Source organism: Mesorhizobium sp. M0166 (genome assembly GCF_040322255.1).
Taxonomy (GTDB): Bacteria; Pseudomonadota; Alphaproteobacteria; order Rhizobiales; family Rhizobiaceae; genus Mesorhizobium.
This window is the reverse complement of record NZ_JAMYTD010000013.1, coordinates 106,111-127,211: the sequence shown is the minus strand read 5'-3', so window position 1 is coordinate 127,211 and position 21,101 is coordinate 106,111. Positions and strand designations below refer to the sequence as shown.

The following is a 21,101-nucleotide window of genomic DNA, read 5'->3' as shown; positions in this document are numbered from 1 at the left end:
AGCCGGAGCAACAAGGGAGGGGATCGGGTCGGCATTCGGCCACCTGAACGCGCAACGGGTACGGCGGGAGGTGCCGGGCCGGAAACGCGAAAATTCATCGGCGTAAGAACAAACAAAACTGCAACTGGGAGGAATATCGATGATCAAGTCACTCGTTGGCGGTATCGTTGCCGCCACTGCTTTCGTCATGCTGAGCTCGTCGGCGATCGCCGAACCTGAAATCGTCAAGGGGCCATCGGCCGAGCCTGACTGCTTCGCGCCCTGGTCGGCCGATACGCAGTTCTTCAAGTTTCCCAAGAAAGACGGCCCGTACCGCATCGCTCTGGCCAACGGCTACATCGCCAACACTTGGCGCATCCAGATGGTGCAGACGGCAAAGGCCTATGCAGCGCAGCCGGAGGTCGCGGCCAAGCTCAAGGAATTCAAGGTGGTCTCGACCGGCGAAGACGTGCCGGCCCAGATTTCGGCAATCAACAATTTCATCGATTCCGGCTATGACGCGATCGTCGTCAACGCCCAGAACCCGACCGCATTCGGCCCTGTCATCAAGCGGGCCAAGGAAGCCGGCGTGGTGCTGGTCGCCTTCGACAACATCCTCGACACCAAGGATGCCATCAACGTCAATGTCGACCAGAAAGGCCTTGGCGAATTGTGGGGCAACTGGCTGGTCAAGCACATACCGAACGGTGGCAAGGTGCTGGAAGTGCGCGGCGTCGCCGGCACGTCCGTCGACACCGATCGCCATAGCGGCATCCACGAGGTTCTCGACGCTTCCGGCAAGAAATGGGATGTCACCGAGGTCGTCGGCAAGTGGGATGACGGCGTTGCGCAAAAGGCTACGGCCGATGCCATTGCTACCAACGGCCCCTTCGACGGCATTACCGGACAGGGCGGCGATACCGGCATCGTGCAGGCGATGATCGATGCCAAGCATCCGTTTGTGCCGTTCGGCGGCGAGACGGAGAATGGCTTCCGAAAATTCTGCGCCAAGTTCGCCGCTGACGGGCTGAAATGCTCGTCGGCCGGCACCGGCCCGGCTCAGGTCGCGGTTGCCATCAAGACGGCGATTGCAGCACTTGAAGGCCAGGTCGTGCCGCAAGCGGTCAAGCTGCCGCTGGCGATCGTCGAGGATCCGAACTTCAAGGCAGGCCAGGATTTCTTCCCCGACCAATCCGACAATTTCTTCGTCGGCAATTCCTTCCCGACCTGCGGCATCAATTTCACGGCGCAGGAAATCATGGGCCAGAGCAAGGAAAACCAGTAAACTCCAACAGCCCGACGCCGCGGGAAATCCCGCGGCGTCGGCGCTCGACATCCTGATTGCCAAGCGCCTGGGGAGGGCCGATGGACGGTGCGGTTCCGCTCTTCCGGATGGAAGGCATATCCAAGCGCTATGGCGGCGTGCGGGCGCTGGAGAAGGCTGAACTGTCGGTCACTCCAGGCAGCATCCACGCCATTCTCGGCGAGAACGGCGCCGGCAAATCGACGCTGATCAAGGTCATGGCGGGCGTTGTCGCGCCCGACGAGGGCCGCATGATGCTGGACGGAAACGAAGTGAGCTTCGCTTCGCCGGCCGCTGCCAACCAGGCCGGCATCGTCTGCATCTTCCAGGAACTGTCGCTCGTCCCCGAACTCAGTGTTGCCGACAACATCGTCATTTCCGATCCGCCGAAGCGTTTCGGCATGATCGACCGCAAGGCGCAGCGCCGCATCGCCGAAGAAGCCCTTGCTCGCGCCGGCGCCTCCGATATCCATCCGCTGGCGCTGGTCAAGGATCTTCCACTTTCGAGAAGGCAGATGGTCGAGATCGCCAAGGCGCTGGCGCGCAAGCCACGCATCCTGATCCTCGACGAGGCGACCTCGGCGCTGACCGCGGCTGACGTCGCCAGGGTTTTCGCCGTGTTGAAGCGGCTGCGTTCGGAAGGGCTGGCGCTCCTCTACATATCGCACCGCATGAACGAGATCGCCGAGCTGGCCGACCAGTGCACGGTATTCCGCAATGGCCGCAATGTCGCCAGCTATGCGGCCGGCACCAAGAGCGACAACGAGGTCGTCGAACTGATGATCGGGCGCGAGTACAGCCACATTTTTCCGCCCAAGCCCGCGCGGGCGGCTGCTGCAGCCACGCCGGTTCTGGAGGCGCGCAGCCTGTCCTGGACGGATCGGCTGCACGATGTCTCGCTGTCGGTCGGGGCGGGCGAGGTGGTCGGCCTCGGCGGCCTCGATGGCCAGGGCCAGCGCGAATTGCTGCTCGCCTTCTTCGGTGTGCTGCGCGGCCTGTCGGGCCAGATCCTGATCGACGGCAGGCCGGTGGCGATCGCCAGTCCGGCCGCGGCGCGTGACGACCGGATCGGCATGGCGCTGATCCCGGAGGATCGCAAGACGGAAGGGTTGATGCTGCCGATGACGGTGCGCGAAAACCTCTCCTTCGCCGCCCTCGACCGGCTGTCCAGGGCCGGCATCATCGATCGCGCCGCCGAGCAGCGGCTGATCGACGACATGGTCGGTCTTCTGGCGATCAAGACGGCCGGCCTCGACATTCCGGTCGGCGCGCTGTCCGGCGGCAACCAGCAGAAAGTCGTCATCGCCAAATGGCTGATGCGGCAGCCGCGCATCATCCTGCTCAACGATCCGACGCGCGGCATCGATGTCGGCACCAAGCAGGAGCTTTACCAGTTGATGCGCAAGCTTGCCGACCAGGGTGCGGCGATCCTGTTCTATTCGACCGACTATGACGAGCTGATCGGCTGCTGCGACCGGGTGCTGGTGCTCTATGACGGTGCGGTCAAGCGCGAATTGGTCGGCGCCGAAATCACCGAGCGGGCGCTGATCGCCAGCGCGCTCAACATTCACGAAGAGATGCCAAGGCAAGGAGCGGACGCGTGAAGGATTGGCGCTACTGGCTTGCCGAACAGCGCGGAACGCTGCTGGCGTTCGGCATCTTCGTCGTCATGTTCGTCATCTACACCTCGAACCATCCGGCGGGTTTCACCGCCAACGTCGTACAGACGGCCTCGAACAAGGGCGTGCTGCTCGCCTTCGTCGCCATGGCGCAGACGCTGGTGGTGATCACCGCCGGCATCGATCTTTCGGTCGGCATGATCTTCACGCTGACCAACTGCCTGGCGTCGTGGCTGGTCGTCGGCACCGGCATCGAGACCGCCTTCGGCGTCATCGCCGTGCTCGGCACCGGGCTGCTGTGCGGGGCAATCAACGGCGCCATCGTCATCTATGGACGCCTGCAGCCGATCGTCGCCACCATCGCCACCGGCGCGGTCTATTTCGGCATCGCGCTGCTGCTTCGGCCGTTTCCGGGCGGCTCGGTCAATGAAGGGCTCGCCGATGCGCTGACCGGGCGCCTGTTTGGTTTTGTGCCGGCGAGCCTGGTGACGCTGCTGGCGGTCGTGCTCGTTGTCTGGGTGCCGTTCAGCCGCTCGGTGCTCGGCCGGGCCGCCTATGCAGCCGGCTCCTCGGAGATGGCGGCCTACATGTCCGGCGTGCCGATCCGGCGTGGAAAGTTCGCCGCCTATGCGCTTGCCGGGCTGCTTGCAGCGATCGGCGGGCTGTTCCTGACGTTCTTCACCTATACCGGCGATGCGGCCTATGCCAGCGGCAACGCCTATACGCTGTTTTCGATTGCCGCGGTCGTGCTCGGCGGCGTGTCGCTGTTCGGCGGCAAGGGCAGCGCCATCGGCGCGATCTTCGGCGCGCTTGCCTTCCGCACCATCGGCGACCTGCTGTTCGTCTTCGATTTCGATCCGCTCTGGCAGCCCCTGTTCCAGGGCGTCATCCTGCTGATCGCGGTCAGCCTCGGCGCCTTCGCCCTGTTTCGGGTCCGCAACCGGCTGGAGTGGTTCCTGTGAGCGAAACGACTGTGAGCGGTCTCGCCGGCCGCATGCCGAAATTCCTCCGCCGCGCCGATCCGGCGGTGCTGACGGCGTTCGCCTGTATCGTGCTGCTGCTGTTCCTCGGCAGCCTCTATTCGCGCAGCTTCCTGTCGCCTGAATACCTTTTGCAGCAGCTCAAGGTGGCGTCGTTTCTCGGCGTCATCGCCACCGGCATGATGCTGGTCATCCTGCTCGGCCAGATCGACCTGTCGGTTCCCTGGTCGGTGGCGGCCGGCGCCATGATGGCCTGCGCTGCGGCCGCATACGGTCCCGTTGGCGTGGCGCTTGCCATTCCGTTCGGCATCTTCTGCGGCGTCCTGATCGGCATCGTCAACGGCATCGGCGTAGCCTATCTGCGCATTCCCTCGATGATCATCACGCTTGCCACCAACGCCGTCGCGCAGGGGCTGATGGTGGTCTATACGGGCGGTTTCTCGCCGCAGGATTCCGCGACCGGTGCGATGCGCTATGTGGCGACCGGCTTTGCCGTTCCTGGCGTGCCCAATGCGGTCCTCATCTGGGCGCTGATCGGCGCCGCAATGGTGTTCGTGCTGACCCGCACTGGCTTCGGCCGCACCGTTTACGGTATCGGCAATCGCGAGCGTGCCGCCTATCTTTCCGGCATCGATACAAGGCGGGTGGTGATGATCGCCTTTGCGGTTTCGGGCGGGCTCTCCGCCTTCGGCGGCGTGCTGTTGGCCGGCTATGCCTCCAAGGCGGCACAATCGATGGGCGATGCCTATCTGCTGCCGTCGATCGCCGCGGTGGTGCTCGGCGGCACCTCGATCCTCGGCGGGCGCGGCTCCTATCTCGGCACCGTCGCCGGCGTGATCCTGATCACGCTTTTGCAATCCATTCTCTCTGTCATGCAGATGCCGGAGGCGGGACGGCAGATCATCTACGGCGTCGTCATCGTCGCCATGCTGCTGCTCTATGGCCGCGCGCCGGCAAGCCGCTGACCTGCATGACCGGGAAAGACGTGGCATATAAGCCGGCGAGCACTGGACGAGCGACATCCGCCATCGTGGTGATGGGCGTCGCCGGCTGCGGCAAGTCGGTCGTCGGCGAAGCGCTTGCAGCGGCATCGGGCGCCGTCTTTATCGAAGGCGACAGGCTGCATCCGCCCGAAAACGTCGCGCGCATGGCGAGCGGGCAGCCGCTCACCGACGCGCTGCGCGAGGGCTGGCTCGACGCGATCGGCCAGCGCATGGCAGCATCGGTCGCAAGCGGGCAAGGTGTGGTCGCCGCCTGCTCGGCGTTGAAGCGCAGCTATCGCGATCGCCTGCGCGGCTTTTGCCCGGATATCGTTTTCGTTTACCTGGAGATCGACCCGGCAACGGCAAAAAAGCGCGTCGGCGATCGCAAGGGTCATTTCATGCCGGCAAGCCTGGTCGACAGCCAGTTCGCCACGCTCGAGCCGCCAGCGGCGGACGAGGCGGCGATAACCTTGGATGGCACGCGTCCGGTCGCCGACACCGTCGCGACCGCCTTGAGCCTGCTCGCGCGCTAGATTTGCGACGTCAGTTCGACTGGGAAATCGTCATTGTCGGCGTCGCGCATGGCCGCGAGGCTGCGGTTGTCGAGCACCTCGGCGATTGCCTGACGGACCTCCAGCATCATATGCCGGACTTGGCAGGTCGCCTCGTCGCAATCCTCGCAGCGCTGGTATTGCGTGCGGCTGGCGCAGGGGATCGGCGCCAGCGGCCCGTCGAGGACGCGCACGACATGGCCGATCTTGATCTCGGAAGCCGGCCGGGCGAGACGATAGCCGCCTTCCTTACCCTTGCGGCTCTGGACGAATCCTGCGTTGCGCAACTCGCCCAGGATGGCATCCAGAAATTTCTTGGGGATGTTGTTGGCGACCGCAATGTCGTTGACGAATGCAAGCTGGCCGACCGGCAGGCCCGACAGATGCACGAGGGCCTTGAGGCCGTATTTGCCTTTTTTGGTAAGCATGCCCGAACCGACCCATAAAGCCCCAACCACCCGCATCTGGCGGCTGTTTGTGTGCAAATAATGACGGTTTGGCCGTGCGATGCCGTTCGCGCAGACAGGCCGTCCGACGACATATTGCGCGCAAACGCGTTGATTCTTCGTAACGTTTTGGCGGGCGGGCGGTCCGGAATGTGCGGAAGCTGCAATTTCGGCGGGGCAAAATGGAGAGAAAGCCGGCAAGCGCCGGCTTTCAATCAATCCGCGAGGTTGGCGACATCAGCGGCTGCCGTAAGTCTGGTCGAGCAGGCCGCCCGCTGCAAAATGCTCGGCCTGGACCTTGGCCCAGCCGCCGAAGACGTCATCCACCGTCAGCAGGCGGACATCGGGAAACTCAGCCTTGTATCTGGCGGCGACGGCCGGGTCGCGGGCCCGCAGGCCGTTGCGGGCTGCGATGTCCTGGCCCTCCGGCGCATAGAGGAAGTCGAGATAGGTCTTGGCGAGATCGCGTGTGCCGTGCTCGTCGGCGACCGTGTCGACGATCGCCACCGGAAATTCCGCCAACAGGCTGACCGAAGGCGTCACCTGCTCGAATTTGTCCTCGCCATACTCCTTGCGGACGCCGCGCGTTTCCGACTCGAAGGTGATCAGCACGTCGCCGATCTCCCGCTGCACGAAAGTGGTGGTCGCGGCGCGCCCGCCGCTGTCGAACACCGGCACGTTGTTGAACAGCTTTGTCACAAACTCCTTCACCTTGGCATCGTCGCCTTTGAAGGCTTCCTTGGCGTAGGCGGTGGCCGCGAGATAGGTGTAGCGCGCATTGCCCGATGTTTTCGGATTGGGGAAGATCACCTGGACGTCGTCGCGCACGAGATCGTTCCAATCCTTGATGTGCTTCGGATTACCGGCGCGCACCAGGAAGGAGGGCAGCGAATAGAAAGGCGAGGCGTTGTCCGGAAAGTCCTTCTGCCAGTCGGCGGAGATAAGGCCTTTCTTGACCAGGAAGTCGATGTCGATGACCTGGTTGAAGGTGACCACGTCGGCGCCGAGGCCTTCGGCAATGGCGCGTGCCTGCGCCGACGTCCCGGCATGCGACTGATCGATGGCGACGCCTGGGTGCGCGGCGACGAATGCCTTGTTGATCTGCGCAAACAGTTCGCGGCCGACATCGTAAGAGGCGTTCAGCAATTTGTCGGCCGACCAGGCTTGGGAGGATGCGAGGAACAGGCCGGCCAACGTGGCGACGCCAAGCAAAAATCGCTTCATAAAACAGGGCTCCAATGCCGTGCGCTTAATGCCGGACCATAGCGGCAAGACATTGTGCGCGACGAGGGACGCGGAGCGGCCGCTCCACGTTGTCGATAGAAGAAATATTCCCGCTGTGGGCGATTTCTAGTTTTTTCTTTCAAGCAGAGTCTCAGGACAGCTTGGCGGCGGTGCCGATGCCGTCGGCGTGCACGATGGTTCCCGGCCGGCCAACGCGGTGCAAGGCAATTGCATCGCCGTGCTGTCTGGCATATACAAATGGTATATACAAGGAGCTGTCGTCATGCCTCAACGCCGCCATTCAACAACCCCGCCAAAGGAGGCGAAGCTGTTTCGTAATAATCGCAGCCAGGCGGTGCGCATTCCTGTCGAGTTCGAACTTCCCGGCGAAAAGGTCTTGATCAGCCGTGAAGGCGACCGCCTCATCATCGAGCCGGTCCGCAAACCTGGCCTCACCGCACTGCTCGCGCAATGGGCGAAAGAGCCGCCGCCGGGTGCCGAGGAAGACTTTCCCGAAGTCGAGGATATGCCTGTCAAATCCGAGGAATTTTTTTGATGAGGTTCATGCTGGACACGAACATTGTCAGCGACATGATCCGAAATCCGGCCGGGAAAGCCGCAAGCGCTGTCTTGCGCGTGGGAGACGCCGCCGTGTGTACCAGCATCGTGGTCGCGTCGGAACTGCGATATGGCTGTGTAAGAAAAGATCAGCCAAGTTGCACAAGAAGGTTGAGGAATTGCTGGCTGAGATTCCCGTCTTGCCGCTCGATGCGCCGGTGGATGCCGAGTACGGCGCGATTCGCGCAGAACTGGAAGGCAGGGGCCAGACCATCGGCCAAAACGACCTTTTTATTGCTGCCCACGCCCGTGCGCTGGGAACTACCCTGGTGACGGCCAACACCGGGGAGTTCAACCGGATCAAAGGCCTGAAGGTCGAGAACTGGCTGGTTAGCGCCTGATAGAGGATCAAGCAGCCGGAAAAAGCTTCCAGCGCCGCGGCCTAAAAGCCACTCGACTTTTCTGCGCTGCCGGATGATCGACGGGCAATTCGATCTCGACCCGCTGGCGTTCGCCGCCGATTTCGAGCTCGACCCGCCTGGTGCCGGCGACGCGGCGGCTGGCGGCGACCGTGCCGGCGATGCAGCCGTTGCATTCTTCCACCAGATCGACGTCGTGCGGGCGGAAGAACAGCGTCGCTTCGCCTTGCGGTGCGTGCGGTGCGGAAAGCCCGATCGGCCGGTCGGCGATCCAGACCTGGCCGTCCTCGACCTTGACTGGAAGCGAGCTCGATTCGCCGATGAAACCGTAGACGAAGGGCGAGTTCGGCGTGTCGTAGATCTCGTCGGCGGTGCCGACCTGCTCGATGCGGCCCTGGCTCATCACCACGACGCGGTCGGCAAGCTCCAGCGCCTCTTCCTGGTCATGGGTGACGAAGACGGTGGTATGACCCGTGGTGTCGTGGATGTCGCGCAGCCAGCGGCGCAACTCGCGGCGCACCTGCGCGTCGAGCGCGCCGAACGGCTCGTCGAGCAAAAGCACGGCTGGTTCGATCGCCATGGCGCGGGCCAGCGCCACCCGCTGGCGCTGGCCGCCCGAAAGTTGCGCCGGATAGCGTTTTTCTAGGCCGGAAAGCTGAACGAGGTTGAGGAGTTCCGAGGCGCGGCGGCGGATTTCCTTCGCCGACGGGCGTGACGGCCCGTGCCGGACTTTGAGTCCGAAGCCGATATTGTCGGCGACCGTCATATGGCGAAACAGCGCGTAGTGCTGGAAGACGAAGCCGACATTGCGCTCCTGGATCGACTTTTGCGAGGCATCCTCTTCGCCGAAGAAGATCTTTCCGCGGGTCGGCCGCTCCAACCCGGCAATCAGCCTGAGCAGCGTCGTCTTGCCGGAACCGGAAGGTCCCAGCAGAGCGATCAGTTCTCCCGACTTGATGTCGAGCGAAACGTCGTGGAGGGCCGGAAACCGCTCAAACTCCTTGCGCACGTTGGCAACGCGAACTTCCATGCAAATCCCTTTTGTAGTTGATGCATGTCGTTATCCCAAAACCGGTTCCCAGTTTTGGGCGACATGCATTTTGTCAGTGTCCGCGCGTCGCGGCGATCTCGGCGCCGTAGCGCATCTCGAGAAGTGTTTTCAAGACCAGCGTGACGAGCGCCAGGCCGGCAAGCAGCGAAGCGACGGCAAAGGCGGCGGCGGCATTGTACTCGTTATAAAGGATTTCGACATGCAGTGGCATGGTGTTGGTCAGCCCGCGTATGTGGCCCGACACAACCGAGACCGCGCCGAACTCGCCCATCGCGCGGGCATTGCACAGCAGCACGCCGTAGAGCAATCCCCATTTGACGTTGGGCAACGTCACATACCAGAACGCCTGCCAGCCATTGGCCCCGAGCGACAGGGCTGCCTCCTCGTCGCCGTTACCTTGTTCCTGCATCAGCGGGATCAATTCGCGGGCGACGAAGGGGAAGGTGACGAAGATCGTGGCAAGCACGATGCCCGGCACGGCAAACAGGATGACGATGCCATGCGCCTTGAGCCAGGCGCCGAGCAGGCCTTGCGCGCCGAACAGAAGTACATAGACCAGGCCGGAAATGACCGGGGAGACCGAAAACGGCAGGTCGATCAGCGTGGTCAGGAACGCCTTGCCCTTGAACTCGAACTTGGCGATCGCCCAGGCGGCGGAAATACCGAAGACGACGTTGAGCGGCACCGAGATCGCCGCCACCAGAAGCGTCAGGCGGATCGCCGAGCGCGTGTCCGGTTCGCCCAGCGCCTGTGTGTAGGCCTCGATGCCTTTGGCGAAAGCTTCCTTGAAGACGATGATCAGCGGCAGGAGCAGGAAAATGCCGAGGAAGGCAAAGGTCACGATCATCAGCACGGTTCTCGCCGTGCGACTTTCGGTCACTGCCGGCGACTGGCTCTCGTGGTGCGGCGCGTAGGATTTGATCTCCGGGTCAGCCATAGCGCTTGCGGCTCCAGGTCTGCACCAGGTTGATGACCAGCAGCATCACGAAGGACAGCGCCAGCATGATCGCCGCGATCGCGGTCGCCGCGGCGTAGTTATATTCCTCCAGCCGGATGACGATCAGAAGCGGCGCGATCTCGGATTTGAAGGGCAGGTTGCCGGCGATGAAGATGACGGAACCGTACTCGCCGACGCCGCGTGCGAAGGCCAGCGCGAAACCGGTGACGATAGCAGGCGCCAGTCCGGGTAGCAGAACGCGGCTGATGATCTGGAAGCGATTGGCGCCGAGCGTGGCGGCCACTTCCTCTACCTCCTTGTCGATCTCCTCCATGATCGGCTGCACGGTGCGCACGACGAAAGGCAGGCCGATGAAGACCAGCGCGATGACGATGCCGAGCGGCGTATACGCGACCTTGATGCCGAGCGGCGTCAGCAGGCTTCCGATCCAGCCGTTCGGTGCGTAAAGCGTGGTCAGCGCGATGCCGGCAACCGCCGTCGGCAGCGCGAAGGGCAGGTCGACCATGGCATCGACGATGCGGCGGCCTGGAAAGCTGTAGCGCACCAGCACCCAGGCGACGATCGTGCCGAAGACGACGTTGACGGCGGCGGCAATGAAAGCGGTGCCGAAGCTGATTTCAAGCGCGTTGATGGTGCGGCGGTCGGTGACGATCGCCCAGAAGTCGGTCCAGCCGAGCGCCGCCGAGCGCCAGATCAGCCCGGACAGCGGAATGAGGATGATGAGGGTGAGGTAGGCAAGCGAGAAGCCGAGCGTCAATCCGAAACCCGGAATGACGCTCGGCTGTCTGAACCGCCACCCCGCCTTGGCGGGTGCTGTGGTCATGTCGTCCTGATCTAAATGCTACTGGGCCGGCTTGTAGATCTGGTCGAATATACCACCATCGCCGAAATGATAAGGCTGTGCCTTCTTCCAGCCGCCAAAAAGCGGGTCGTCGATGGTGATCAGCTTGATCTCAGGCAGCTTGGCCAGGTCCTCCGCCGGTACCAGGTCCGGCTTCGAAGGGCGATAATGGTTCTTGGCGATGATCGTCTGGCCTTCCTTGGAATAGAGATAGCTCAGATAGGCTTCGGCAACTTTGCGCGTGCCTTTGGCGTCGACATTGGCGTCGACCACGGCGACCGGCGGCTCGGCCAGGATCGAGGTCGGCGGGTAGACGATATCGAAATTGTCGGCGCCGAACTCGTCGAGCGCCAGATAGGCCTCGTTTTCCCAGGCGAGCAGCACGTCGCCCAGCCCTTTTTGCGCGAAGGTCACGGTGGCGCCGCGCGCACCGATGTCGAGAACCGGGACATGCGCATAGAGATTGCCGACGAATTCCTTGGTCTTGGCCTCGTCGCCGCCATCCTTGGCGCTGGCGTAGGCCCAGGCGGCGAGATAGTTCCAGCGCGCGCCACCGGAGGTCTTCGGATTGGGTGTGATCACCTGGACATCGTCCTTGACCAGATCGCTCCAGTCATGGATGCCTTTGGGGTTTCCCTTGCGGACGAGAAAGATGATGGTCGAGGTGTAGGGCGCGGAATTGTTTTCGAATTTCGTCCGCCAGTCGGGATTGATCCTCTTCGATTTCGAGACAATCGCGTTGATGTCGCCTTCGAGCGCCAGCGTCACCACGTCGGCGTCGAGCCCGTCGATCACGGCGCGGGCCTGGGCACCCGACCCGCCATGCGACTGCTGGACGGTGACCGTCTCGCCTGTCTCGGCCTTCCAGTGGGCAATGAAGGCCTCGTCGAATTGCTTGTAGAGCTCACGCGTCGGATCATAGGACACGTTGAGAATGGTGGTGTCGGCAAACGCGAAACCGAGCGTGCCGAACTGGACAGATGTGGCGACCAGTGCGCCGAGCAGTTTCCTGAAATGAGGTTTGGTCATTTCCGCCTCCGTTGAACTCGCGCCAAATCTACCGAATTGATAGAATTTAGATGCATTCAATGTTGCCTTTTTTGGCTCATTGAAGCAATTTTTCGCCTAGTTTCGGCGATGCGAGGAACTATTTTCCCCGCATGGACCGACCGCGCTCCCGACGCGATTAACTAGAGACGGCCAGCTCTTCGGCAATGGCTGCGTCGCGTCCGAAGGTTCGGCTGGCTATTCGGCGGTAACGGGAAAGTTGAAGCGCTCCCTTGGAAACGGCTCGTTCTCCAGCGTGAAGTGCCACCATTCGCGCGCGTAATTCTTGAAGCCGCCGGCGCGCATCGCCTCGACAAGTTTTTTGCGGTTTGCCGCCGCTCCACTGGCTATCGGTCGGTGAGCCGTTTCGCTCGCCGGATCGAAACAGTCGAAACCCGTGCCGAAATCGAGCGTGTCGGCATCGGTCGCGCCGCAGGCCGGTTTCGGAGCGCTCTTGCGATCGGCTGGCGCGATCGCGACATCGACCGTCGATCCGCGCGAATGGGTGGACAGTTCGCCGATATAGCCCTTGGCGATGAGATCCTTGCGCTTGATCTTCGGGTACCATTGCGGGTCCGGTGGCCCGCCCGTTTTTGTCCATTCACCCATGTCGGTGACAGCCCGTGCAGCGCGGTAGCAGTCGAACACGACCAGCGTCAGCCTTTCGGCAGCAATCACTTTCTGCACTCCCGAAAGCGCTTGCGCCGCTTGCCTAGTGAGGACGCATACCGGCGCATCGTAACCGCTTACCTTGCGATGCAGGAAATTTTCGAGGCCGGCATAGCGGATATCCTGCCGGATCGTCGGGTCGATGTCCGCAAGGCGGACGAAACCGGCCGGGAGGTCAGCGGCGGAGGCGGAGAGGATGATTGCGAACAACGTGGCAAGGACCGCGGCAATCTTTTGCAGGGCGCGCTTCGGCACACCCCCCTCTGGCCTGCCGGCCATCTCCCCCGCAAGGGGAGAGATTGGCAGCTCCGCCACCTCGCTTGCTCTCCAACCTTGGTGATTGGCGAAAACGATGGAGACATCCGATCTCCCCCCTTGCGGGGGAGATGGCCGGCAGGCCAGAGGGGGGTGCCTCGGAACAGGCATGGGTGAATATCCTGCTATCCGCCGACCTATGGAAAACCAATTCAGTTAATCGCTTGGCGCCGTCTATTCAACAAAAACCTTCACGCTGGCCGCGCGTCCCGCCGCGTCGATCACGGTCAGGGTCGAATAGCCGGCGCCGTCCGGCTGCCAGGTCGCGGTGCGCCGCCGGTCGATGCCGACCAGCGGCTTGCCGTTGGCCAACCAGCGGAATGGTGCGCGGCCGCCTTGCAGCTTGAGAACCAGCGGCGAGGCGTCGGCCGAGGAAGTGTCGAGATCGACGCGGGCACCGTCGGGCGGAAAGATGATGGTTGGCGCAGGTTCGGTCGGCGTCGCCTGCACCAGCCCATCGGTGCCGACGCCGAAGCGCGTCAGCGTCACCGGCAGCTCCTCGCGCTTCGGACGCCGGACGCCGGACGGCTGGCTTGGCAGCGGCACGGCGGCCAGGCCGGAACGGACAAAGCCTTCGAACAGGATGGGCGCTGCCGAGATGTAGCCGGACAGGCCGGGCACCGCGCCGGCGTCGGGGCGGCCGACCCACACGCCGAGCACATAGCGGCCGTCGAAGCCGACCGACCAGGCGTCGCGATAGCCGTAGGAGGTGCCGGTCTTGTAAGCGATGCCGCGTTGGGCGGCACCCTGGGGCGGCTTGACGCCCGACAGGATGTCGGTGATCTGCCAGGTCGCCTGATCATCGAGGATGGTGGTGGTTGAGCGTTCGGCATTCGCCGGCTCGGTGCCGTCATGCAGCGTGTGTGCCTTGCCGCCATTGGCAAGCCCGGTATAGAGCTGAACCAGGTCGCGCAGCGTCACCCCGACGCCGCCGAGGCCGATCGCCAGGCCGGGCGCTTCGTTGACGGGTAGGATAGGGGTCACATCGGCCTGGCGAAAGCGCGCCATCAGCCGAGCCGGGCCGACCGCGTCGAGCACGCGGATCGCCGGCACGTTGAGCGACAATTGCAGCGCCTGCCTGATGCTGACATCGCCCTGATAGCCCATGTCGAAGTTCTTCGGCCGGTAACCGGAGAAATCGGCTGGGCTGTCCTCGATCAGCGTCTCCTGCGCCACCAGGCCTTGTTCGAAGGCGAGGCCGTAGATGAACGGCTTCAGCGTCGAGCCAGGCGAGCGAACGACTTTGGTCATGTCGATCCAGCCCGAACGGCTGGCATCGAAGAAATCGGCGGAGCCGACCTCGCCAAGGATATCGCCGGTGCGGGAATCGGCCAGCACCATGGCCACCGAGAGGCGAGGGCCGAGCCTGGCGGCGGCATCCTTGGCCACCTGCTCCAGCCCTTCCTGAACACTCTTGCGGATCGTCAGTTGCAGCTTCTGGCCGGGGATTGCCTTGGGCAGCATCGCATAGGCCGCATGGGCAGCGAGTGCCGGCAAGGTGCGCCGCAGCCCCGACACATCGTCGAGCGCGGCTCGCGCGGCCTCGCGTTCGCCGAGCAGGCCCGCCGAGACCATGCGGGTCAGCACGCGGTCGCGGGCCGCATGGGCGACGTCGAGGTTGCGGTCGGGGCGCCGCTTTTCCGGCAATTGCGGCAACGCGACGAGCAGGGCCGCCTCCGAGACCGTCAGCCGCTTCGGCTCCTTGCCGAAATAGGCGAGCGAAGCGGCGCGCACACCTTCGAGATTGCCGCCATAGGGCGCCAGCGTCAGATAGCGTTCCAGGATCTCGCGCTTGGAAAGCCGCCGTTCGATCTGGACGGCGCGCAGCATCTGCTTGATCTTCGAGCCGAGGCTGCGGCTGTCGCGCGGTTCGATCAGCCGCGCGAGCTGCATCGACAGCGTCGAACCACCGGAGACGATATGGCCGCTGGTCGCGAACTGGCCGGCGGCACGCGCCAGTGCCAGCACGTCGACGCCTTGATGATCCCAGAAGCGCTTGTCCTCATAGGTGACCAGCATGTCTACGAACTGCTTGTCGACCTGGTCCAGGCTGGTAGCGAGCCGCCAGTAGCCGTCCGGCGTGGCGAAGGCGCGCAACAGCTGGCCGTCACGGTCCTGCACTTCGGTCGAGACCGTCAGCGCAATCGGCAGCGGCGGCGGAAAAGCGCGGTCGAGCTGCCAGAGGGCGGCGGCGGTGATTGCAGCGAGACCGGCGAAGGAGATGCTTGCGATGGCGGTGCGGTGAAGGAGCTTTCTTGAGAACATGGCGCTGCCCCTCATTGCCCTGCCGGGCATTTCTCCCCGTATAGTGACGGGGAGAAAGGAGCCTGCATCGAGGCTTTCGCCAGTTTCCAACGTTGAAAAACAGGTGCCGACGATCGCGACAGTCCCCTTCTCCCCGTCACTGTACGGGGAGAAGGTGCCGGCAGGCGGATGAGGGGCAGCACCAGCGTTCTGTTCATGATCGTCACCAACGGTGCCTTTACGGCGCCTTGACCTCCATCATGCCGGTGGCGGTGCGGGCCGAATATTGCGGCCGGTACATGTCCTCGATCGTTGCTGCCGGGTGGGCGTAGGTGCCCGGCGTCACCGCGCGCACGACGTAGGCGAGCGTGATATTGCGGTCGCCGTCGCCGTCGTTCGGATTGAATGCCGCAACGAAACGGTCGTCGCGGAATTCGAGATGGGCGGCATCGGTCTGCGCCAGCCAGGAGAAGTTCGTCAATTGGGCGCTGGAAACCAGGCCCGGATTGTCGATCTCGAAGCCGGCCGGCAACAGGTCGGTGATCAGCAGGCGCGAAGGCCAGGTGTTCTGCTCGTAAACCTTGAGCACGACGACATAGCGTTCGTTCTGCTTGACCTCCGTCACGTTGGCCTCTGTGCCGTCGAGCCTGTAGTAGGTACGGCTGATGGTAAAGCCATTGCCGCCGGCCGGCAGAGGCTGGATCGGCGAGGCCACGGTGGTGACGACCGCCTGCAGCGGATTTCTGCCGGTATTAACGATGGTCAGCGGACTGTCGGCCAGGTCGCTGCCGGCGATCTGGTCCGAATAACCGCCGGCGTGCGGTGCGCCGTTGACGGTCAGCGCGATCGAATCATTGCCGGCCTTCAGCGCGCGGGCCGCCAGCAGCATCCAGGACTCGTCCTGCGTGCTGGTCCACCTGGCGTCGGCGCGTTCCCTGGTCACCAGTTGGATCAGCGCCGGCACGATGGTCGGCACCGGCTTGCTTTCCGCGGCAAGCGCCAGGATCGCCGCGCCGTCACGCAGTGGCGAGCCATAGTCGGACCGGTAATAGTCATACTCGGGCGTCGACTTGGCCAGCTGCAGCGCGGCCTGGAAGGTTGCCTCCGAGCGCTGGGTGTCATCGTAGAGCGCGAGAGACGCCGCCAATTGGGCAACGGCCATCGGGCTGGTAAAGGCTTCGAGCTGGGTGTCGGCATAATAACGCAGATCGCCGACCGAGGCCTTCTTGTTGCGGGCAAGCACATAAAGCGCATAGGCGATCTCGCTGCCGCGATCCTGGACGTCCTGATCGTAGCCGATCGCGTTCTGCAGATTGCTCAGCGCCTGGTTCATCGCCAGAGCCGGCACGTCGTATTTCTGCTCGCGTGCTCGGGTCAGGAAATCGGTGACATAGGCGTCGAGCCACAGATCGCCGGAACCCGGACCCCACAGGCCGAAGCTGCCGGCCGAGGCCTGGTAGCTCAGCACCTTGTAGATGGCGTCCTGGACGCGGCCATGCAGATCGGGGTCGCTGGCCATGCCGATGCCGGAAGCCATCTCGTTGACGTAGAGAAGCGGCATGGCGCGGCTGGTGGTCTGTTCGGCGCAACCATAGGGATAGCGGTCGAGCGTCATCAGCAGCGACGGCACATCGAAGGCAGCCGCCTGCGAAACCCCGACGCTGACCGAAGCGCCATCGAGCAGGCTTGCCGCCAGCAGTTCCTTGTCGACGCGCAGCGCGCCGCCATTGCCCTTGAGGTCGACGACCATGCGGGTGGTCACCGGCAGTTGCGCCGGGCGCACCGGCACATAGAGCGTCTGCTCGACGGCGGTGCCGTCGGCATGCGCAAGCTTGATGGTGATCGAGGCGTTGCCCGCAGTCTGCGCAATCAATGGTACGGTCAGTGTCTGCCGCTTGCCTTTGGCCAGCGTCAGCTTTTCAGGCAAGGCGGCACTGCCGGTAGACAGGTCGCCCGTCGTGTCGATGGTCAGCTTGTAGTCGCCAGCGGGGCCGTCGGTGTCGGAGACGTCGAGCCGCATGACGGCGGAATCGCCGGGCGCCAGGAAGCGCGGCAGGCCGGCGGTGATCACCACCGGATCGCGCACGATGACGTCGGACTGGGCATGGCCGACGGCCTCCTTGGTCCAGGCGACGGCCATGACGCGCACGGTGCCGTTGAACTGCGGAATGTCGAAGTCGATCCGCGCCTTGCCGTCGGCATCGAGCTGGACCGGGCCGGAGAAGAAGGCGACCAGCTTTTCGGTCGGCGGACTGCCTTGCGATTGCATGTTGGCGCCATCGCCGCCGGTGCGCAGCTTACCGGTTGTGCCCAGCGAGCCGTCGATCAGCCGGCCATAGATGTCGCGAACCTCGAGACCGAGCATGCGCTGGCCGAAGAACCAGTTCTCCGGATCCGGCACCTTGTAGTTGGTCAGGTTGAGGATGCCGACGTCGACGGCCGCGATCATGACATAGGCGTTGGTGCCGGGCTGCACGCCGGCAACGGCGACCGGGATCGACAGCTGCTGGCGCGGCATGGTCTTGTCCGGCGGCGCCAGGCTGACGGCAAGCTTGCGCGAGCCGGGATCGAGCTTCAGCCATTTGACGCCGATGGCGCGCGCCGGCATGCGTGTCTCTTGCGCATCGCCCGGCCTGAACAGCGTTGCCGTGACGTAGGCGCCGGCACCCCAGTCGTCGCCGACCGGGATATCGACGGTGCTGCCGCCGGCCGGCACGCTGGCGGTGACGGTCTTCAGGAGCTTGTCGGCGCCGATGGTGACGAGCAGCTCGCCGGCAAAGTGCGGCGACACTTTGAGCTTGGCCACTTCACCCGCCGCATAGGTATCCTTGTCGAGGGCGATCTCGAGGCCGTCGGGCGTTTCGGTGGTGGTGGAACTGACATACCAGCCGGCGTCGAACTCGTAACTGGTGGCCGGGCCTTCCGGATCCGCTGTCTCGATCTCGAGCCGGTAGCGGCCCCAGTCGACCGGCAGCGACACCGTCGCCTCGCCATCGGTGCTCAGGTCGACCTGGCCGTTGGCCACCGCCTTGGTGAAGGTGACCGGCTCATAGTTCCAGGAGTTGCTCGAGCGGTACCACTGGTAGCTACGCTCCACCTTGACCAGCGACCACTGCGCGCCCTTCAGCGCCTCACGCTTGCCGTCTGGGTCGACAGCGATCAGGCTGAACTTGGCCGTGCCGCCTTGCGGCACCTCGTCGTCGTCGAAATCCGGGCGGATGCCGATCATGTGGCCCTGCGGGCGTATGCCGATGTTCAGCGAGCGCTCGATCGCACGGCCGCCGGTTTCACGCATCCTGACCGTGACCTTTGCATCGACCAGCTTGGTGGTGGATGGCAATTGATCGACGGAAACCGGGAAGGTCGCCTTGCCGTCCTCGCCGACCACCGGCAGGCCGGTGAAGGGCGTCACCGTCGGTTCGGCCGACTGTTCGTCGGCCAGACCGAAGGAATAGCCCTTGAAGCGGTCCCAGTCGCGGCCGGTCGACAGCGTCAATTCGCCTTCGAGCGCGAGGCCCGCCGCCGGCGCGCCGTAGAGAAAGCGGCCGTCGACGGTGATGTTGGCGGTCTCGCCCTGGGCGATCTCCTGCTTGTCGGAGGACAGGTCGAACTCGATGCGATCCGGTACGAAGTCCTCGACCAGGAACATCTGGCTGGCGACTGCCGCCTGCTTGGGATCGGTATGGATCGCCACCGTCCAGGTGCCGCGCATGGCGTTGGGTTCCAGCGGCAGGTCGACCGCGTGACCGCCGGCCGATGCGCCATCGCTGACGATGCGGCGGTCCTCGACGCCGTCGGGCCGCGAGAAGATGAAGGTCAGCGGCAGATTCTCGACCGCCTTGGCGGCACTGTCGCGGGCAAGGGCCGCGACATGGACATCTTCGCCGGCGCGGTAGATGCCGCGCTCGGTCCAGGCATAGACGTCGAGCGCGCCAGGTGCCGGCCGTCCGGCGACGCCACGGTCGGACAGGTCGAAGCCGGCCCGGCCCATATCGAGGAAGACGAAATCGTCGTCGCCCTGTTTGGCCATCAGCACGGCCGGGGCCATGCCGCTGTCGCCGCGCGTCAGGCCGGGATTGAACACCGCCCGCCCTTCCGCGTCGGTGGTCGCGGTGCCGAGGATTTCATTGTTTCTGGCCAGCAGCGTCAGCTCGGCGCCGGCGATCGGTCTGGCGGTTGCGAGCGAACGGGCAAAGACATTCAGCCCATCCTGTCCGGTATAGGTCGACAGGCCGATATCGGAGACGACGAACCATTGCGTGGCGTGCGAATCATAGTCGTCGCTGCGATCGTCGACGGCTTGTGCGGTCAGCACATAGACGCCGGGCTTGCGCTTCGGCAACGCCTCGTCGATGGGGAAGGAGGTGGTGACTTCCTTGTTGAGGTCGTTGGCGATGTCGAGCTGGCCTTGCCAGACCGGCTCGCCCATCTGTTCGGAGATGTTCGAAATATCGTAGCCGTCGAGTTGGCGCAGGAACTGATATCCCGACAGAAGCTGGGCCAGCGAGCGGTCGCCGATGCGGAAGAGCTTCATTTCGGCGGCATTCATGTTGACGGTGACGACCGGTATGCCGCGGCGTGCGCCGGCGGGCAGCACGAAGCTGTCGCCGGTGAAGCGGGCCGAAGGCGCGCGGTCCTGCACGTAGATCGACAGAACCACCGGTGCCGCGGTGACCTCGCCAATGGCGGCCGGCAGACCGGCGCGGAAGGTCACGTCATAATGTTGGCCGTGCTCGAGCCCTTCGACGCAGATCTGCTTGTCCTTGGCGTCGACGCCCTTGGGAGCGGCGTTGTCGACGGTAACGAACTGCGAGTAATCGACGCCGGTCTTGACCAGTTCCTCGGAGAACTGCGCGCAGATGCGTGGCGCGCTGGTGTCGGCATCGACGGTATGATCGATGACGCGGAAGCCCTTGCGGGCCTTGAGATCCTGGTAGGCGGCCCTGACTCCCGGCGAATTGACGAGAGCGAGACTCGCCTCGTAGGCCTGCAGGGCCGGCCTGTAGAGATCGCGGCGATCAAGGCCGTCCCCGAGCAGGGCCAGCACGTCGGCGCGCGTCTTTGTGGTGCGCAGCAATTTGTAGGCGTTGAAGGCGGCGGAAGTGGCGTTCGCCGGCAGCGTCGACGGCTCCGAACTGTTGGCGGTCGGATGGACGGCAAGCGTTTCGCGCGCCAGCTCGAGCCAGAGCTGGCCATCATCAGGCAACACCGAAACCGCCGCCTCGTATTTGTTCATGGCCGAGCGATGATCGCCCGTCAGCGCCGACTGTTCGGCGGCGGCCCTCAGCGCCGTCAGCCCCTCGGTCGGCTTGACGTAGGTCGGGCTAGTGAGCTTGTTGCGGTACTGCTGGGCCTGGTCGGCCATCCAGTTGGGGAAGAAGGCGAGTTCGGGTGGCGCGCCGATGTCGGGATCGCCATCGATGTTGACGACCTTGCCGGCGACGGCGCCGCCGAAGGGTTTCAACGAATTGTAATCGGATTTAAGGAAGCACCATTTGGCCTTGAGGTTGTAGGTGAAGGCGCGGCAGGCCGGGTCGCCGAGGCAGGTGGTCTTGCACTGGTCGAGGCTGACATTCTGGTCGGATCTGAGATCGAAACCGAAATAATCGGAATTGTCCGATGTCACCACCCGCCGGGCTTCGGCCGCTTGCGCGACACCGCTCCAGGCAAAAAAGAGAAGGAAAAGAATCGATAGACCACGAGCCGCGCGCATTGCCATAAACCCCTCCAGACAAGTGCTTACGTCCAGAAATGTTCAAGCTTCAGTCGCGCTTGTCAACATCAGGACGCGGCAGGATCCGCCTGCCAACGGTTTGCTTTCCGGCCGATGACCGGTAGTAGCTCCATAGGACAGGGGATCACGCTTTCTTGCGGCGACGCAGAAGGTGTGAGTTCCAAGCCCTGTCTATTTCAG

The 21,101-nt window shown here is 63.9% G+C and carries 15 protein-coding genes and 1 pseudogene; 7 read left to right on the top strand and 9 right to left on the bottom strand.

The window, feature by feature from the left end; all coding sequences use genetic code 11:
- Nucleotides 1-139: 139 nt before the first annotated feature.
- The 5 genes from NKJ46_RS16550 (at nt 140) to NKJ46_RS16530 (ending at nt 5,397) form a co-directional block, all read left to right on the top strand.
- Nucleotides 140-1,264, top strand: a complete 1,125-nt coding sequence (locus NKJ46_RS16550) for a sugar ABC transporter substrate-binding protein (protein ID WP_352564355.1) — start codon at nt 140-142, stop codon at nt 1,262-1,264.
- Nucleotides 1,265-1,344: 80 nt separating this feature from the next.
- Nucleotides 1,345-2,886 (top strand): sugar ABC transporter ATP-binding protein, encoded by a 1,542-nt coding sequence (locus NKJ46_RS16545; RefSeq protein ID WP_352564357.1) that lies wholly within the window; start codon nt 1,345-1,347, stop codon nt 2,884-2,886.
- Nucleotides 2,883-3,863: an ABC transporter permease gene (locus tag NKJ46_RS16540; RefSeq protein WP_352564358.1), complete on the top strand. Its 981-nt coding sequence runs from the start codon at nt 2,883-2,885 to the stop codon at nt 3,861-3,863. The genes NKJ46_RS16545 and NKJ46_RS16540 overlap by 4 nt, the downstream gene beginning before the upstream one ends.
- On the top strand, nt 3,860-4,846 hold the full coding sequence (locus NKJ46_RS16535) for an ABC transporter permease (protein WP_352564360.1): 987 nt from the start codon (nt 3,860-3,862) through the stop codon (nt 4,844-4,846). The genes NKJ46_RS16540 and NKJ46_RS16535 overlap by 4 nt, the downstream gene beginning before the upstream one ends.
- 5 nt (nt 4,847-4,851) lie before the next feature.
- Entirely contained in the window at nt 4,852-5,397 is a 546-nt protein-coding gene (locus tag NKJ46_RS16530; protein WP_352564362.1) for a gluconokinase, read from the top strand.
- Here NKJ46_RS16530 and NKJ46_RS16525 read toward each other — a convergent pair.
- Nucleotides 5,394-5,843, bottom strand: a complete 450-nt coding sequence (locus NKJ46_RS16525; protein WP_006202816.1) for an RrF2 family transcriptional regulator — start codon at nt 5,841-5,843, stop codon at nt 5,394-5,396. The genes NKJ46_RS16530 and NKJ46_RS16525 overlap by 4 nt on opposite strands.
- Before the next feature lie 255 nt (nt 5,844-6,098).
- On the bottom strand, nt 6,099-7,085 hold the full coding sequence (locus NKJ46_RS16520) for a sulfate ABC transporter substrate-binding protein (RefSeq protein WP_352564363.1): 987 nt from the start codon (nt 7,083-7,085) through the stop codon (nt 6,099-6,101).
- Between the two features lie 283 nt (nt 7,086-7,368).
- Here NKJ46_RS16520 and NKJ46_RS16515 point away from each other — a divergent pair, with 283 nt between their 5' ends.
- Together NKJ46_RS16515 and NKJ46_RS16510 are read left to right on the top strand one after the other, a co-directional pair.
- Nucleotides 7,369-7,641: an antitoxin gene (locus NKJ46_RS16515; protein ID WP_352564364.1), complete on the top strand. Its 273-nt coding sequence runs from the start codon at nt 7,369-7,371 to the stop codon at nt 7,639-7,641.
- Nucleotides 7,641-8,044: pseudogene (locus NKJ46_RS16510) on the top strand (type II toxin-antitoxin system VapC family toxin). Before NKJ46_RS16515 ends, NKJ46_RS16510 begins: the two are co-directional and overlap by 1 nt.
- A gap of 7 nt (nt 8,045-8,051) precedes the next feature.
- Here the strand turns inward: NKJ46_RS16510 and NKJ46_RS16505 are convergent.
- The 7 genes from NKJ46_RS16505 to NKJ46_RS16475 form a co-directional block, all read right to left on the bottom strand.
- Nucleotides 8,052-9,092, bottom strand: coding sequence for a sulfate/molybdate ABC transporter ATP-binding protein (locus NKJ46_RS16505; protein ID WP_352564367.1), 1,041 nt, complete (start codon nt 9,090-9,092; stop codon nt 8,052-8,054).
- Between the two features lie 73 nt (nt 9,093-9,165).
- A complete protein-coding gene (cysW, locus tag NKJ46_RS16500; protein WP_292658912.1) occupies nt 9,166-10,050 on the bottom strand; it encodes a sulfate ABC transporter permease subunit CysW in 885 nt (294 codons plus the stop codon).
- Entirely contained in the window at nt 10,043-10,894 is an 852-nt protein-coding gene (gene cysT, locus NKJ46_RS16495; RefSeq protein WP_352665961.1) for a sulfate ABC transporter permease subunit CysT, read from the bottom strand. The genes cysW and cysT overlap by 8 nt, the downstream gene beginning before the upstream one ends.
- 18 nt (nt 10,895-10,912) lie before the next feature.
- Nucleotides 10,913-11,941: a sulfate ABC transporter substrate-binding protein gene (locus NKJ46_RS16490; RefSeq protein ID WP_352665960.1), complete on the bottom strand. Its 1,029-nt coding sequence runs from the start codon at nt 11,939-11,941 to the stop codon at nt 10,913-10,915.
- Between the two features lie 216 nt (nt 11,942-12,157).
- Nucleotides 12,158-12,943 (bottom strand): M15 family metallopeptidase, encoded by a 786-nt coding sequence (locus tag NKJ46_RS16485; RefSeq protein WP_352665959.1) that lies wholly within the window; start codon nt 12,941-12,943, stop codon nt 12,158-12,160.
- A gap of 174 nt (nt 12,944-13,117) precedes the next feature.
- Complete coding sequence (pbpC, locus tag NKJ46_RS16480; protein ID WP_352564371.1) at nt 13,118-15,208, bottom strand: penicillin-binding protein 1C; 2,091 nt, start codon at nt 15,206-15,208, stop codon at nt 13,118-13,120.
- A gap of 217 nt (nt 15,209-15,425) precedes the next feature.
- Nucleotides 15,426-20,906, bottom strand: a complete 5,481-nt coding sequence (locus tag NKJ46_RS16475) for an alpha-2-macroglobulin family protein (RefSeq protein WP_352564373.1) — start codon at nt 20,904-20,906, stop codon at nt 15,426-15,428.
- Nucleotides 20,907-21,101 lie beyond the last annotated feature (195 nt).